Source organism: Brevundimonas sp. GW821-FHT12C05, from assembly GCF_058807475.1.
In genome coordinates this window covers 469586-484714 of record NZ_JBXAQS010000002.1, presented here as the reverse complement: position 1 = coordinate 484714, position 15129 = coordinate 469586, and the positions used below count along the sequence as shown (strand labels likewise).

At 68.7% G+C, this 15129-nt stretch carries 17 protein-coding genes; 10 read left to right on the top strand and 7 right to left on the bottom strand.

Going from position 1 to position 15129, the window contains the following annotated elements; genetic code table 11:
* Positions 1-29 precede the first annotated feature (29 nt).
* The 6 genes from rph (at position 30) to AC1RRF_RS11750 (ending at position 4452) form a co-directional block, all read left to right on the top strand.
* On the top strand, positions 30-755 hold the full coding sequence (gene rph / locus AC1RRF_RS11775; RefSeq protein ID WP_492834694.1) for a ribonuclease PH: 726 nt from the start codon (positions 30-32) through the stop codon (positions 753-755).
* Positions 756-846: 91 nt separating this feature from the next.
* Positions 847-1212 carry a hypothetical protein gene (locus AC1RRF_RS11770; RefSeq protein ID WP_492834692.1) on the top strand — a complete coding sequence of 122 codons (366 nt, stop codon included), beginning with the start codon at positions 847-849 and terminating at the stop codon, positions 1210-1212.
* A 34-nt stretch (positions 1213-1246) separates the two neighbouring features.
* Positions 1247-2356 carry an acyltransferase family protein gene (locus AC1RRF_RS11765; RefSeq protein WP_492834690.1) on the top strand — a complete coding sequence of 370 codons (1110 nt, stop codon included), beginning with the start codon at positions 1247-1249 and terminating at the stop codon, positions 2354-2356.
* Between the two features lie 69 nt (positions 2357-2425).
* Complete coding sequence (locus tag AC1RRF_RS11760; protein ID WP_492834688.1) at positions 2426-2953, top strand: CHAP domain-containing protein; 528 nt, start codon at positions 2426-2428, stop codon at positions 2951-2953.
* 30 nt (positions 2954-2983) lie between these two features.
* Complete coding sequence (locus AC1RRF_RS11755) at positions 2984-3943, top strand: magnesium transporter CorA family protein (protein ID WP_492834686.1); 960 nt, start codon at positions 2984-2986, stop codon at positions 3941-3943.
* A gap of 56 nt (positions 3944-3999) precedes the next feature.
* Entirely contained in the window at positions 4000-4452 is a 453-nt protein-coding gene (locus AC1RRF_RS11750; RefSeq protein ID WP_492834684.1) for a COG3650 family protein, read from the top strand.
* On the opposite strand, the gene mmcB is transcribed toward AC1RRF_RS11750, so the two are convergent.
* A complete protein-coding gene (mmcB, locus tag AC1RRF_RS11745) occupies positions 4449-4904 on the bottom strand; it encodes a DNA repair putative endonuclease MmcB (RefSeq protein ID WP_492834682.1) in 456 nt (151 codons plus the stop codon). The two genes, AC1RRF_RS11750 and mmcB, sit on opposite strands and share 4 nt — an antisense overlap.
* A 100-nt stretch (positions 4905-5004) precedes the next feature.
* Between mmcB and AC1RRF_RS11740 the strand changes: the two genes are divergently transcribed.
* The gene (locus AC1RRF_RS11740; protein ID WP_492834680.1) at positions 5005-5208 is read left to right on the top strand and encodes a hypothetical protein; all 204 of its coding nucleotides are present in this window, start codon (positions 5005-5007) and stop codon (positions 5206-5208) included.
* Here the strand turns inward: AC1RRF_RS11740 and hslU are convergent.
* The 3 genes from hslU to hslV form a co-directional block, all read right to left on the bottom strand.
* The gene (gene hslU / locus AC1RRF_RS11735; protein WP_492834678.1) at positions 5196-6494 is read right to left on the bottom strand and encodes an ATP-dependent protease ATPase subunit HslU; all 1299 of its coding nucleotides are present in this window, start codon (positions 6492-6494) and stop codon (positions 5196-5198) included. The genes AC1RRF_RS11740 and hslU overlap by 13 nt on opposite strands.
* 19 nt (positions 6495-6513) lie before the next feature.
* The gene (locus tag AC1RRF_RS11730; RefSeq protein WP_492834676.1) at positions 6514-7368 is read right to left on the bottom strand and encodes a Cif family virulence factor; all 855 of its coding nucleotides are present in this window, start codon (positions 7366-7368) and stop codon (positions 6514-6516) included.
* A gap of 70 nt (positions 7369-7438) precedes the next feature.
* The gene (hslV, locus tag AC1RRF_RS11725; RefSeq protein ID WP_492834674.1) at positions 7439-7996 is read right to left on the bottom strand and encodes an ATP-dependent protease subunit HslV; all 558 of its coding nucleotides are present in this window, start codon (positions 7994-7996) and stop codon (positions 7439-7441) included.
* A 140-nt stretch (positions 7997-8136) separates the two neighbouring features.
* Between hslV and AC1RRF_RS11720 the strand changes: the two genes are divergently transcribed.
* Together AC1RRF_RS11720 and AC1RRF_RS11715 are read left to right on the top strand one after the other, a co-directional pair.
* Positions 8137-8526: a BLUF domain-containing protein gene (locus AC1RRF_RS11720; RefSeq protein ID WP_492834672.1), complete on the top strand. Its 390-nt coding sequence runs from the start codon at positions 8137-8139 to the stop codon at positions 8524-8526.
* A gap of 39 nt (positions 8527-8565) precedes the next feature.
* On the top strand, positions 8566-9327 hold the full coding sequence (locus AC1RRF_RS11715; protein ID WP_492834670.1) for a HesA/MoeB/ThiF family protein: 762 nt from the start codon (positions 8566-8568) through the stop codon (positions 9325-9327).
* Here AC1RRF_RS11715 and AC1RRF_RS11710 read toward each other — a convergent pair.
* From AC1RRF_RS11710 to AC1RRF_RS11700, 3 genes are all read right to left on the bottom strand, one after another.
* Positions 9300-11354, bottom strand: a complete 2055-nt coding sequence (locus AC1RRF_RS11710; protein ID WP_492834668.1) for an alpha/beta hydrolase family protein — start codon at positions 11352-11354, stop codon at positions 9300-9302. The two genes, AC1RRF_RS11715 and AC1RRF_RS11710, sit on opposite strands and share 28 nt — an antisense overlap.
* A gap of 17 nt (positions 11355-11371) precedes the next feature.
* Complete coding sequence (locus AC1RRF_RS11705; protein ID WP_492834666.1) at positions 11372-13402, bottom strand: alpha/beta hydrolase family protein; 2031 nt, start codon at positions 13400-13402, stop codon at positions 11372-11374.
* A gap of 63 nt (positions 13403-13465) precedes the next feature.
* Positions 13466-14452 carry a 2-hydroxyacid dehydrogenase gene (locus tag AC1RRF_RS11700; protein WP_492834664.1) on the bottom strand — a complete coding sequence of 329 codons (987 nt, stop codon included), beginning with the start codon at positions 14450-14452 and terminating at the stop codon, positions 13466-13468.
* Positions 14453-14496: 44 nt separating this feature from the next.
* On the opposite strand from AC1RRF_RS11700, the gene AC1RRF_RS11695 reads away from it, so the two are divergent.
* Positions 14497-15060 (top strand): SH3 domain-containing protein, encoded by a 564-nt coding sequence (locus AC1RRF_RS11695; RefSeq protein WP_492834662.1) that lies wholly within the window; start codon positions 14497-14499, stop codon positions 15058-15060.
* Positions 15061-15129: the final 69 nt, after the last annotated feature.

The window sequence follows — 15129 nt, the reverse complement described above, 5'->3', positions numbered from 1 at the left end:
CGCCGCGACGGCTTCCAAGGACCATGACCATGACCACCCCCCGCCCCTCCGACCGCACCCCCGAACAACTGCGCAAGGTGACGCTGGAGACCGGGGTGAATCGCTACGCCGAGGGCTCCTGCCTGGTCACCTTCGGCCACACCAAGGTGCTGGTCACCGCCTCGGTCGAGGAGAATGTCCCCGGCTGGATGCGCGGCAAGGGTCAAGGCTGGGTGACCGCCGAGTACGGCATGCTGCCCCGCGCCACCCACACCCGCGGCCGCCGGGAGGCCGCCGCCGGCAAGCAGACCGGCCGGACGCAGGAAATCCAGCGCCTGATCGGCCGCTCGCTGCGCGCCGTGGTCGACCTGAAGGCGCTGGGCGAGCGCCAGGTGGTGCTGGACTGCGATGTGATCCAGGCCGACGGCGGCACCCGCACCGCCGCCATCACCGGCGCCTGGGTCGCGATGGCCAGCGCCTTCGACTACCTGCGCGCCGAGGGCGTGATGAAGAGCGATCCGATCCTGGACCAGGTCGCCGCCGTCTCGTGCGGCGTCTGCAACGACCAGCCGGTGCTGGACCTCGACTACGAAGAGGATTCCACCGCCGAAGCCGACAGCAATTTCGTCCTGACCGGTTCGGGCACGATCGTCGAGATTCAGGCCACCGGCGAGAAGCGCGGCTTCACCCGCGCCGAGTTCGACCGCCTGTTCCAGCTGGCCGACGGCGGCTGCGCCGAGCTGTTCGCCCTGCAGCGGGCCGCCCTCGGCCGGTGATGGGCCGGTAAGCTTCGCCTTACAGGCGCTCGGGGTTTCATCGTTCGTCGAAAGCAGGCATCGTCATTTCACAACGTCCGGGGAGATGACGATGCGCCTGCCGATCCTGCTGACCGCCGCCCTTCTGATGGTTTCCGCTTGCAGCCAGGAACCCGCGACCAAGGCGCCCGACGCCGCCGCGCCCGCTGCTGAAGCGGCGCCGGACCCGGTCATGCCGGCCGACGCTCCCCCGCAGGAAGAAGCGATCGCGCCGGTCGAGGCGTCCTCGACCTCGTGCACGCTCGACCAGGGGTCGGATGGGGCGATGGAGCTGGTCCGCCGCTGCATGGCCGTCAGCACCGCCAGCCATCCGCCGTGCAACCCGGACAACCCCTGCCAGCTGATCCAGGACGAGATCGACCGCGCCTGCGCCGCGTACAAGCCCGGCGAGACCAAGCCTGCGGAGTGCGCCGCTTAACGGTTTACAGACGTCAGGGTTGTACGGTGGCGGAATGACCCCTGCCGCCACACCCGTCGATCTTCGCGCCCTGACCACCCTGCGCTTCCTCGCGGCGGCGTGGGTGGTGCTCTACACCGCCTGGCCGCATCTGAACGTCGGCTTCACGCCCGTCGCGGTGACCAAGGGCTATCTGGGGGTCGAGGTCTTCTTCGTCCTGTCGGGCTTCATCCTCAGCCATGTCTATCTCGAGGCCGCGGGCGAGAAACGCTATTCGTACAAGGGCTTCCTGTGGGCCCGGATCGCGCGGGTCTATCCGCTGCATCTGGTGACGCTGGCCGGCATGGCCGTGCTGGGCATCGGCGCGGCGGTCGCCGGGCTCGCCGTGAGCGACAGCCTGACCGACTGGCGCTCCCTGCCCGCCCACCTGACCCTGACCCACGCCTGGGGCCTGGCCCCGACCTCGGCCTTCAACCACCCCTCCTGGTCGATCTCGGCGGAGTGGTTCGCCTATCTGACCTTCCCGGCCTTCGCCTTCGTGGCCTGGCGGCTTCGGAACCGGCCGGTGCTGGCGACCGTACTGGCGGCCGCCGTGGCGCTGGGCATCTACGCCGCCTTCCAACCGCTGGCCGGCTTCTCGCTGACCGAGGCGACCTTCCGCTGGGGCGTGCTGCGCATCGTGCCCTGCTTCCTGCTGGGCTGCGCCCTGTACCTGATCTACCGCCGCGCCCCGATCCCCTTCGCCGGACCGGTCGCCCTGTTGAGCGGCGCGGGCGTGCTGATCAGCGCCTCGCTGGGCCTGTGGGACCCGATCACCGTCCTGCTCGCGGGCGGTCTGATCCTCGGCCTGGGCTCGATGACGAATGAGCGCGCGGGGCCGCTGGCCTCCAAGGCGGGCGTCTATCTGGGCGAGATCAGCTACTCGATCTACATGGTCTGCGCGCCGGTCCTGCTGGTCATGACCAACGTCGCCGCGCGACTGACCGGGGCGGACGACAAGCGATTTCACATCATTGTGTGGCTGGGGATTATCGCGGCTATTCCGGTGACGGCCATGCTGACCTACCACCTCGTCGAACGCCCGGCCCGTAAGGCTTTGCGCCAGTTGGCGGACCGCAACGGCAAAGGTCAATCCGCGACGAAAGCGCACACCCGACTCGCCTGAAAGGGGTCTTCAACCCTCTGGAACTATCGGTTACGGGTTGTTTCAGCGGCAGTCGGGAAAAGCCACAGCATGATCAAACGGCTCACAGCCGCCGCAGTTGCGGCGACCCTCGGGATTTTTGCGCTGGGCGTCACGCCCGCTCCCGCAAAGGCCGATGAGCCGTACTGGCAGTGCGTGACCTTCGCTCGCATGTTCTCGGGCATCAACATCTTCGGCGACGCCGTGACTTGGTGGCGTCAGGCCCAGGGCCGCTTCACCACCGGCCATCGCCCGCAGACCGGTTCGGTCCTCGCCTTCGAAGCCAACGGCCGGATGAACCGCGGCCACGTCGCCGTCGTCTCGGAAGTCCTGACCGACCGCGTCATCCGCGTAACCCATGCCAACTGGGGCGGAAGCCGCGGCAAGGTCGAGGAAAACGTCACCGTCGTGGACGTCTCGAACAGCAACGATTGGACGGCGGTCAAGGTCTGGTACAACCCGATCCATGACCTCGGCACGACCGTCTATCCGACCCATGGCTTCATCTACCAGCAAGCCCCGCAGGCTGCCGGCGTGCAGATGGCTTCGGTCCAGCCGGCCGACCCCGGCCAGCACTGAGGGTTCGGCCCCGTCGGCGGGGCCTTCTTCATGATCCGCCTCTATCGCTCGACAGGCTCGGCCTGCGAGGAAGTGCAGCTTGAGGCCGGCGGCCTGAAGCTCGGGCCGAACGTGCTGTGGATCGACCTGATCAACCCGACGCGCGAGGAAGACACCGCCGTCGAGGCCGCCCTGGGCGTTTCCGTGCCCACGCGCGAGGAGATGCAGGAACTGGAGGCGTCCAGCCGCGTCTATCGCGAGAACGGGGCCACCTATCTGACCGCCGACATCATCACCCGGGGCGACGAGGACATTCCGGGCATCGAGCCGGTGACCTTCGTCCTGACCACCGGCCCGCTGATCACCATCCGCTACGTCGATCCCAAGCCGTTCACGATGCTGCTGGAGAAGCTGGAGCGCGAGCCCGGCCTGTGCGGTTCGGGCGCGGAGTTGTTCCTGCACCTGATGGAGCTGGTGGTCGACCGCGCCTCGGACATCCTGTCCCGGACCGTGACGCGGGTCGAAGGCATCGCCAGTCACGTCTTCTCCGGCGGCAAGACGGTCGGTTTCGAGAAGCTGATCGGCAAGCTGGGCCGGGCCCAGATCGCCAACGCCCGCATCGAGCAGAGTCTGGCCGGCCTGACCCGGGTCTTCGCCTTCGTGGCCATCGACGAACGGATCGACAGCGGCGAGGCCCGCGCCCACCTGCGCTCGCTCAGCCGCGACGTGGAAAGCCTGACCGCGCACAACCAGTCGGTCGCCGCCTCGATCAATTTCCAGCTCTCGGCCGCGCTGGGCCTGATCAACATCGAGCAGTCGTCGATCATCAAGATCTTCTCGGTGGCCGCCGTCGCCTTCCTGCCCCCGACCCTGATCGCCTCCATCTACGGCATGAATTTCGACCACATGCCGGAACTGCACTGGATGGGCGGCTATCCGCTGGCGGTGGGCGCCATGGTCATATCGGCCCTGCTTCCCCTGATGTGGTTCAAGCACAAGGGCTGGCTGTAGAGCTTGACCCGCCCCGCCGGTCGGGGCTTCCTGCCCGACCCTCGCCGGAGTCCTCCATGCGCCTGCTCGCCCTCGCCGCCTCAGCCCTGATCCTGTCGGCCTGTTCGCAGGGGACCGAGACGCCCGCCGCGCCCGCCGAGGCGCCGAGCCCCGCGCCGGTCCTGTCGGGCGTGGACCTGACGCAGCCCGTGACGGTATCGGGCACGGAGCCGTTCTGGACCGTCAAGCTGACTGGCGAGGAGCTGATCTACGAAGGGCTGGACCGCCCCGAACAACGCGCGCCGCAGCCAAAGATCGACGTCCAGGGCACCGTCGCCACCTTCCAGACCCAGTCGGCGGCGGGCACGACCTTCGACATCACCCTGACCGCCACCGAGTGCAGCGACGGGATGAGTGACCGCACCTACCCCCTGACCGCCGTGGTCAAGGTCGGCGAGGAGACGTTGATGGGTTGCGCGTCTTCGACCGCCGCCCTGGCGCGCGCGGGCGAGAGCGGCCTGGTCGTCTAGAGCGTTTGATCTCTTAGCGTCCGCATCGCCCCCAACCGGGCGAAGGCGATGGTCAGGGCCTTGCGCCGCGCCGGAGCCAGAGGGCTGGATGGCGCCTCGCGCACCACCGCCCCACCGAAGGCGTCGGCCACGATCAATCCCGGCTCATCAGGCAGAACGCCCTGCGGGAACTCGGGCGCGACGGCGAAGTAGAAGGTGTCGCAGAACGGCCCGTACTCATGCCATTTGCGGTCGACGCGATAGTCCTCGATCCCGGACTTCACCTCGACGATCACGATGTCGCCGCGCGGCCCCAGCGCCATGACGTCGGCGCGCCGCCCGTTGGGCAGGCCGACCTCCAGCAGGGGCGCATAGCCCAGGTCCAGCATCAGCCGCGCGGCCCCGCGCGTCACCGCCAGCGTGGTGTCGGGACGGCTGAAGACGAGGTCGATCTGCAGGGCGGCGGCGGCCATCCGCCTTTATGTTCCGGCTCTGTTCACGGTTCAAGAGCGGACTAAGCTTGGCCGAAGAGCGGATGGTAGGCTGGATCGAAACGCGCCGAAGGATCAAGGCATGCCCGAAGATCGTATCGCCCGACGCAACCGCGGCAGCCCGCGCGGACTGTGGCTTCTGGTGGCGCTGGCCCTCGCGGCGGGCCTGCTGGTCATCGCCGTCATGCTGAAGACCAGCGCCGCCGATCAGAAGGCCCGCCGCGCGCTCGATGCGGTCGCGTCCAGCACGAGCGCCCCGCACCGGCCCGCTGATCAGAGGATGTAGCGGCTCAGATCGGCATTCCCGGCCAGGTCGCCGATACGCTCGCGCACCTTGTCGCCGTCGAAGGTCACGGTCTGGCCGGTCAGGTCCGAGGCCTTGAAGCTGGTCTCTTCCAGCACCCGCTCCAGCACGGTCTGCAGCCGCCGCGCGCCGATGTTCTCGACCGCCGAATTGGCCGCCACCGCCGCGTCGGCCATGGCCTCGACCGCGTCGTCGGTGAAGACGAGCGTCACCTCTTCCGTGGCCAACAGGGCCTGATTTTGACGGATCAGATTGGCCTCAGGCTCGGTCAGGATGCGCTTGAAGTCGTCGCGGGTCAGAGCCTTCAGCTCGACCCGGATCGGCAGGCGGCCCTGAAGTTCCGGAAGCAGGTCCGACGGCTTGGCCACGTGGAAGGCGCCCGAGGCGATGAACAGCACGTGGTCGGACTTCACCGGCCCGTATTTAGTCGACACCGTGGTGCCCTCGATCAGCGGCAGCAGGTCGCGCTGCACGCCCTCGCGGCTGACATCGGCGCCACGGCCTTCCGACCGGACGGCGACCTTGTCGATCTCGTCGATGAAGACGATGCCTTCATTCTCGGCCAGCAGCAGCGCCTCGTTGGTCAGGCTCTCCTGATCCAGCAGCTTGTCGCTTTCCTCGGTGGTCAGGGGCGCGACCGCGTCCTTGACCGCCAGCCGAACCTTCTTGGTGCGGCCGCCGCCCAGCTTGCCCAGCATTTCGGACAGGTTGATCATCCCGACATTGCCGCCCGGCAGGTCCATGCCCTGCATCGGCGAAGCGGTGTCGGCCAGTTCGATCTCGATCTCCTTGTCGTCCAGTTCGCCGGCGCGCAGCTTCTTGCGGAAACTGTCGCGGGTGGCCGGCTGCGAACCGGGACCGACGAGGGCGTCCAGGATCCGTTCCTCGGCGGCGCCCTCGGCCTTGGCCTTCACGCCCGATCGGCGCTTGTCGCGCACCATGACCAGCGCCGCCTCGACCAGGTCGCGCATGATCTGATCCACATCGCGCCCGACATAGCCGACCTCGGTGAATTTGGTCGCCTCGACCTTCAGGAAGGGCGAGCCGGCCAGCCTCGCCAGCCGGCGGGCGATCTCGGTCTTGCCGACGCCGGTCGGCCCGATCATCAGGATGTTCTTGGGCGTCACCTCGTCGCGCAGGTCGTCGGACACGCGCTTGCGGCGCCAGCGATTGCGCAGGGCCACGGCGACGGCGCGCTTGGCGTCGTCCTGGCCGACGATGAAGCGGTCCAGTTCGGAAACGATTTCGCGGGGAGACAGATCGGTCATGTGACCGAGATAGGGCGTGTCAGCCGCCTGCGGGAGGGGCGCCCGGCACAAGCTGAGCCAGCACCAGCCCCCAACCGGTCTCGCTCTTCTGCCAGAGGTGGACGTAATAGCCCTGCCGCGCCGCGCTGTCGCGTGTCCACCGCGCCCGCCCGTAGGTCCAGGCCAGATCACCGGCCTCCGACGCCCCGAAACCCTCCGGCCCGTCGAACTCGAAGGTCGCGGGCCAGTCCGCCAAAGCTGCGGCCGCCGCCTCTGGCCCGATCGCGGGCGGATGCGGCGCGACATAGACCCGGCCGTTCGGCGCCATCAGCCTCAGATGGGCCTCGCGCTGGAAGCGCTGTACGCCCCTGGCCAGAAAGGCTTCGATGAGCGCGATCTCGGCTAGCGCTCTTTCGGCCGACCCGGCGCCGCCGGTCGACACCGCCAAAATCTCGGGCTCCGTCGCGGGCCCAGGCGCATCGACGGAACTGGCGCCCGACCCGCCGTCATAGACCCAGCGCCACGCGCCGTCGGCCTGCCTCTTCCAGATCGTAAAATAGTGGCCGGTGCGCCGACCGCCGACCTCGACCGCGCCCGTGGTGAAGCCCAGATCTCCTGAGGCGGCGATGCCCGCGAAATTCGGCCACCACGCCAGCAGCGGCTCATCCGCCGGCCTCGGTCCGTTGGGATAGGCGTCGGGCACGCGCCGTACGCCCTGTGGCCCGATCACCACCGCATCCGGCGCCGCCCATTTGTTAAAACTGCCCGCGATGCCCATCCCCGGCGCATCCGCCGCGAAGGCGCGCTCCGCCGCCACCACCGGCGCGGCATCGGGCGTCTGGGCGAACACGGGCGAGCCGGCCAGCAGGGCCGCGGCGAAGATCAGGGCGCGCATGAAACATCCTCCCTTGCCGAGGGAACGTCAGATCGCCGGCCCTGTCCCGTTAAATCGCGGAAAGCCGAGGCTACCCCAGCGTCTCCACCGTCAGATTGCCGTTGGTGTAGACACAGATCTCCGCCGCCAGCGCCATCGACCGGCGCGCGATGGCCTCGGCGTCCAGGTCGGTGTTCTCCATCAGGGCTCGGGCCGCCGACAGGGCGTAGTTGCCGCCCGAGCCGACCGCCGCCACGCCGTATTCCGGCTCCAGCACGTCGCCGACCCCGGTCACCGTGAAGATCGAATCCTTGTCGGCGACCAGCAGCATGGCCTCCAGCCGCCGCAGATAGCGATCCGTGCGCCAATCCTTGGCCAGGTCGACGCAGGCCCGGGCCAGCTGGTCCGGATACTGCTCCAGCTTGGCTTCCAGCCGCTCGATCAGGGTGAAGGCGTCCGCGGTCGCCCCGGCGAAACCGGCCAGGACCTTGCCGCCGGCCAGGACCCGCACCTTGCGCGCCGCGCCCTTGACGATGGTGGGGCCCATGGAGACCTGGCCGTCGCCGGCGATGACCGTGCGGCCATCCTTGCGCACCGCGAGGATGGTGGTGCCGTGCCAGTCAGGGAAGGAGGAGGTGCTGTTCATCATTCATTGCAGATGGAGACCGGAATGCGGCGCGGCAAGCGAAAAGCTTGGGAAAACAACGTTCCCATTTCGCCGCAATATGGCCCATGTAACCCGTTACATTGGCAGACTGTACCCCATTTTGACAATCTGAGGGAGGCATCGTGCTTCATCGCGTGATCTACGCCAGCGAAGCCGTTGGCCCGACGGGGGTATCGACTCTTTCCATCGCCCAGATTCTCGGCGTTTCCGAGGTGAACAACCGGCGCGACGGCATCACGGCCGTCATCATGTTCCACCGGGGCCACATCGTTCAGGCGATCGAGGGCAAGCGCGTCGATATCGATCGCCTGATGCGCCGCCTGCTGGCCGACCGCCGCCATACGGGGCTGCGGATTCTGGTCGATACGCCGATCGCCGGCCGCCTTCTGAGCGATCCCATCAGTGTCTGCCCGGACCCGCAGTCCATGCTCCGGGGCGCCGGCGTAGGTGAGATTTCGCGCCTCACGGCCAATGAGGCCGAGGCCCTGCTCGACCTGAAGTACGCCGCCTGAGGGCGTGACCTTCGCCGCCGCAGCGCCTAACTGGAGCCGGTGAGCTTTTCCGAAGACGAAATCGAACGCTACGCCCGCCATCTGGTGCTGTCGGAGGTCGGCGGCCCCGGACAGCAGCGGCTGAAGGCCGCGCGGGTCGGTCTGATCGGCCTGGGCGGCGTCGGCGCGCCCGCCGCGCTGTACCTGGCCGCCGCCGGGGTCGGGGCCCTGCGCCTGATCGACGACGACGCCGTGTCCCTGTCCAATCTTCAGCGCCAGATCATCTTCGACACCGCGGACGTCGGCCGCGCCAAGGTGATCGCCGGGTCCGAGACCCTGGCGGCGCTCAATCCCCACGTCGGCCTGGAGCTCCGCCCGGAACGCCTGACCGCGGCCAACGCCGCCGCCCTGATCGAGGGCTGCGATGTGGTCATCGACGGCACGGACGATTTCGACGCCCGCTTCGCCGTCAACGCCGCCTGCCTCGCCTGCCGGATCCCGCTTGTCTCCGGCGCCCTGGGCCGCTGGAGCGGTCAGGTCGGGGTCTTCCACGGCGGCCCCTGCTATCGCTGCCTGGTGCCGGAGACGCCGCCCGACGCCGACACCTGCAGCCGCGTCGGCGTCGTCGGCGCGCTGGCGGGCGTGGTCGGCGCCATGGCGGCGCTCGAAGCGATCAAGCTGATCGCCGGCGCCGGAGAGCCCCTGTCCGGCCGCCTGCTGCTCTATGACGGGCTGGCGGGAACGGCGCGCACCGTCCGCGTCGCCCCCGATCCAGATTGTCCCGACTGCGGGGGTCAGGGCGCCGGAACGGCCTCGGCCTGAACTTCGACAGCCGCGGGCGGGGCCACGATCGCGGCCGGCGGCAGATGCTCGCGCAGGAAAGCCTCCATCTCGGTCATCACCGTGATCTCCTGCGCCCGCGACCAGCCGTTGTGACCCGCCCCGTCCAGCTCGACGAGACGCACCGGCTTGCCCGCGCGACGCAAGGCGCGCTCCATGTTGCGTGACTGGACCACCGGGACGACATCGTCTTCTTCGCCGTGGATCAACAGCAAGGGGGTGCTCCAGGTCGCCGCCCGGCGGAGCGGGGAGGCCGCCTCGATGGCGGCGCGGTCCGCCCCCGGATCGCCGATTGACCGCACCCAGTATTCGTAGCGGTCCGAATCCGAGCCGCCTTCAGAGCGCTCCCGGCGCAGCATCGACATCAGGTCGCTGGGGCCGGCGATCGAGATGGCGCAGCGATACAGATCCGGCTGGGTCCCGCCGCCCTGCAGGGCGGCATAACCGCCGTAGCTGGCCCCGACGATGCAGACCTGTCCGCGGTCGGCCAGCCCCTGCGAGACCAGAGCCTGCACCCCTTCGGTCACATCGTCCTGCATTCGCAGGCCCCACTGCCGATGGCCGGCCTCGGTGAAGGCCCGCCCCATGCCGGACGAGCCCCGGAAATTGGGCTGGAAGACCTGATAGCCGCGCGTGGTCAGGAACTGGACCCACATGTCGTAGGTCATGGCGTCACGCATCTCGGGACCGCCGTGCGGCAGCACCACCAGCGGCAACCGGGCGTCGGGCGCCGCTCCCGCGGGCCGGGTCAGATAGCCAAACAGCGCCTGACCGTCCGAGGCGGTGTAATCGACGCGCCGCATGACCCCGAGCGCCTCCTGAGGCAGGTTGGGATAGATCGAGCCGAGAAAGTCCATGCGCCGTTCGGCGACGTTGAACAGATGGTATTCGCCGGGATTGTTCGGCGCGCTGGCCCGAACCAGCCAGCGCGATCCGTCCCGTGCCTGCGAGATCACCGACACGCTCCAGCCGTCGCCGAAATACCGCCGGATGCCGTTCATGACGGCGTCGTCTCGCCGGTCGGCGAAGTCGCAGCGGTAGATGTCGGCCCAGTAGCAGCCCGCCAGTAGTTCCCGCGTATCCGCGTCCAGCACGATCCCGCTGACGTCGTAGCGGTCGTTGCGCCAGATCGCGGGACCCATCTGCCGGGTGGCGAAGTCGAACACATGCACGGCGGCGGTGTCGCCCTCCTCGCCGTCCTTCGGCCTGACGGTGACATAGATCTGGCCCGGCTGAGCCGTTGCGCCGAGGAATTCGTAGTCGGGCAGATCGCGTATGTCGTCCCGGCGCAGGCGATAAACCTCGCTCCACGCCCCGTCCGCGTTCAGCGCCTCCAGCAGCAGCACCCGCCCTGTCGCGCCGCGATAGGCGACCCGGCCGACGACGGCGCCCGAGTTGTCGGTCACATAGCTGAGCACCCGGCTGTGCCCGCCCAGGATCTTGCCTCCTTCCCCGGTCGTCACATTGACCCGGGCCACGTCCAGGCCGCCGCCGGCGTTGCGGTAGGTCATCAGGATGTGATCGGGATCATCCGGCAGGATATCCAGCACCTCGCCCGGATCGACGTCGTCGGCGCGGGGGGCCTTCAGCGGGATGTTGCTCGACCCGTCCCGCGCGACCGACAGCACCGTCCGCCCGTAGGTGAAGGAGCGGATGCGCCCGTCTTCGCGATTGCCGCTCCGGCGCAGCTCCAGCCGGGTCATGGCCAGCAGCAGCCGGTCGTCGGTCTTCCACGACACCCACTCGACGTACAGGCCGCCGAAATGTTCGCTGGCGGAGCCGACGTCGAAGCCGGTCACCTCGCCGGTCTCGAGATCGCGGATGTGGATCTGGTTGCCGCCCTTGCGCGCCACCCAGACCATATACCGGCCCGAAGGCGACAGGCTGGCCGCCGTCAGGGCGGCCGGCTCGGCGAAATCCGCCGCCGTCAGAGGGTCGGCGCGCACCGGGCTGAACATCAGCGCGGAGGCCATCAGGGCGCCGGCCAGGCGAACGATCAGAGACTTCATCGATGGCTCCTTCGGCCTCAGGCGAAGGCCTGGCGGAACAGCGCGACGTAGCGGGCCAGCAGATCCTGCTCGACCGACTCCTTCCAGTCGCTGTGGCCGGCGTCTTCGACCTCGATCAGCTCGACCGTCTTGCCGGCTCCGCGGAAGGCGTCCCGCATTCTCCGGGACTGGATGACGGGCACGACCTCGTCGTCGACCCCGTGAACCAGCAGCACCGGGCAGGATATCTCTCTCGCCCGCCGCCGTGGCGAAGCGGCGTCAAGCGCCGGTCCCATGGTCCTGCGATCGCCGATCCGCTGGGTCCAGAACTCATAGATCGGCTTGTCCGGAGAATCGTCTTCCCGTTCCACCCACGCCAGCATGTCGGGCAGGTCGTAGACCCCGCAGATGCCAATCGCGGCCTTGTAGAGGTCCGGCCGCTTCAGGGCGCCCATCAGCGCGGCATAGCCGCCATAGCTGGTGCCAATGATGCCGACCTTGCCGGCGTCCAGTCCCTTCACGGCGATCGCATGGGCCACGGCGTCTTCGACGTCGTCCTGCATCCTTTCCCCCCAGCGGGTCCAGCCCTGCCTCGCGAAGTCCAGCCCGTAGCCGCCCGATCCGCGGAAGTTGGGGCGCAGCACCCACCAGCCTTGGGCGGCCAGAACCTGGACCTGGCGATCCCAGGCCGATACGTCCCGCGCCTCCGGCCCGCCGTGGGGCAGCACGATGAGCGGACCCGCCGCCCCGCCGGGCGGCGCGGTCAGATAGGCCTCGATCGTCGCTCCATCGCGGGTTGGAACCTTGAGGCCTTCGGTGTCTCCCAATCGCGCCGGGTCCAGTCGCTGAATCTGGCCGACGCCGACGATCGCCCGGGCCGTCTTGTCATAGAAGAACCATGTCCCCGGTTCCCGTGGGCCGGTCACAAAGGCGATGAAGCGGTTCCTGGCCGTGTCCACGTCGGTGAAGTGCACGTCGCATTCATTGTCGAAGAAACGATTCAGGGCGCGATGGTGGGCCGCCAAGGCCGGCTCGCTGAACTCATACTCCAGCCGATCGCCGTAATAGGCCGCGCCCAGGTAGCGGCCGGCCGAATCCTTCAGTCCGTACTCGACGTCGCGGCCGGCGCGGCCGTTCATCGGCGGACCGAGCTCGAGCGAGGCCAGGTCCATCTCCCGCACGCTCTCGACGTCCTCGCCGGCGGCGCGCGCCGTGACCAGCACCACCCCGGATCGATCCGTCTGGCCCACCCACGAGAAATCCGGAGCGTCGATCACCCGCGTACGACGGACCAGCTTCCAGTCGGTTGCGCCGGACGCGCGGACATAGACGGTCTCCACCGTGCCCCGGCTGTTGATGTCGCGGCGCATGACCGGCACGCCGCCCTGGGTGTGCCAGCCGAACGTTCCCACCACGCCCCGCTCGATCCGTTCGGCCGCGCCGGTGGCGATGTTGACCCGGTGCAGGCCCAGAACGCCGTCGTGCTCCCAGGCCGTCATCAGCACATGGTCGGGATCATCCGGCAGAAGATCGACCACCCGTCCCATGTCCAGCGAACGGCGCATGCGTTCGCGCTGATCCTGGAACATCGTCACCGCCGCTCCCGTGTCGGCGGCCACCGACAGGATCCGCCGGGAAGTGTATTTGATGCCTTCCGATCGAACATTGGATCCGGTCACCGCACGCCCGTCTGTCGTCCCCGTGATCGCCACCCGGATCAGAAGACGATCATCGTTGCCCCACTCGATCGCCTCGACGGTTAGCGCCCCCAGCCGGTGACGGAGGCGTTCGCCTTCGGGATCGTCGGCCCGGATGATGTCGATGAAGCCCGCCGGTTCGGCCTCGGTTCCGGTCTGCTGCAACACGGCGATGCGGGAGCCCGACGGCGACAGGGACACCGCGCGGGAGCCTTCCGTTCCGAAGAACTCGCCGATCCCGTAGCCGCCGCCGCTCCGGGCCTCCATGACAGTCGGCCGCAACAGGCAGGCGCCCGCCAAGGCGCCGGCGGCGGCCAGCAGGCCACGCCGCGACAGGACGGCCGCAGCCGCCCTCGATGTCTTGGAAGTCATTGTAATCCCCGATGCCCGGGCGACATTTCCATTCAGGGCGGCTCTAAGGTCAAGCCTTACGCGTCAAAGCATCGCGGGAATGACCCGATCCGGCGGCCGGTGGCCGTTGGCGAAGGTCTGGATGTTGGCGATGACCCGGTCGCCCATGTCCTGACGGGCCTCGATCGTCGCCGAGCCGAGGTGGGGCAGCAGCACCACATTGGCGTGACCCAGCAGGCCCGGATGCACCTTGGGCTCCTGTTCGAACACGTCCAGGCCGACGCCCGCGATGCGCCGCTGCGCCACCGCCTCGGCCAGCGCGGCCTCGTCGATCAGTTCGCCTCGCGCCGTGTTGACCAGGATGGCCTCGGGTCGCAGCAGAGCCAGCCGCCGCGCCGACAGCAGGTGATGCGTGTCTTTCGTCGCAGGGGTGTTCAGCGAGATCAGGTCCATCCGCGACAGCATCTGGTCCAGGTCGTCCCAGTAGGTCGCGCCCAGTTCCTCGGCGATCATGGCCGGGACGGGCTTGCGGTTGTGGTAATGGACCTGCATCCCGAAGGCCTTGGCGCGGCGGGCCAGCGCCTGGCCGATCCGGCCCATGCCGACGATGCCCAGCCGCTTGCCCCACAGCTTGCGCCCGGTCATCCAGGTCGGGCTCCAGCCCTCGAACCGGCCCTCCTGCATGACCTGCGCGCCCTCCACGATCCGGCGGCTGACCGCCAGGATCAGGGTCATGGCCAGATCCGCCGTGTCCTCGGTCAGGACGCCGGGGGTGTTGGTGACGATCAGGCCCCGACCGACCGCCGCGTCGACGTCGATGTGATCCACGCCCGCGCCGAAATTGGCGATCATCTTCAGCTGCGGCCCGGCTTTCGAGATCAGGTCGGCGTCGATGACGTCGGTGATGGTCGGCGCCAGGACGTCGGCCCTCTGCACGGCGGCCTCCAGCGCCGCCCGGTCCATCGGACGGTCGGTCAGGTTCAGCTCGGCGTCGAACAGCTCGCGCATCCGTGTCTCCACGGCGTCGGGCAAGCGTCTGGTTAATACGACCTTAAGCCGGGGAGAGGACATTCGGAGCCTTCGGTTTCACGTCCCCGGCTTTAATGGTCCTCCCGGTGTCTGGCAAAGTTCCTCGCCTCAAGCGCTTCGCGCTGGTCGCCGCCCTGGTCGGGCTCGGGGTGATGGCCGGGGCCGGAAACGCCATGCCGGGCGGCCGACCGACCCCCAGCGGCCAACCCGTGCCGCGCTGGCTGTCGCTCAAGTCCGACGAGGTTCGCGCGCGCCAGGGGCCCGGCCTCGACTATCCGATCCTGTGGGAATACCGCGTCCCGGGCCTGCCGGTTCAGGTCGTCGCCGAAACCGCCGAATGGCGGAAGATCTGCGATCCGGAAGGCGCGGTCGCCTGGGTCCACCGGAGCGTGGTCTCCAGCCGCCGCAGCGTCTTCAACGCCTCGCGCGAGGAAATCGCCATCCACGCCGGGCGCTCCGACACCTCGCCGGTGCGCGCCCGCCTGTCGCCCCGCTCGCTGGTGTCGCTGGACGAGTGCGTCGACCAGTGGTGCGAGGTCCGCGTCCGCCGTCTGCGCGGCTGGGTGCGTCAGCGCGCGGTCTTCGGCGTCCAGGACCATGCCCTGTGCAACGCCAACCGGCCCGCGGGCACGGGACGGGCCGAGCGGTAGGACTCCACCGGTCTGTTAAAACGTTTGAGCGCCCGGGTTCCCTCGTGTAACCCCACGGCAACATCCGGA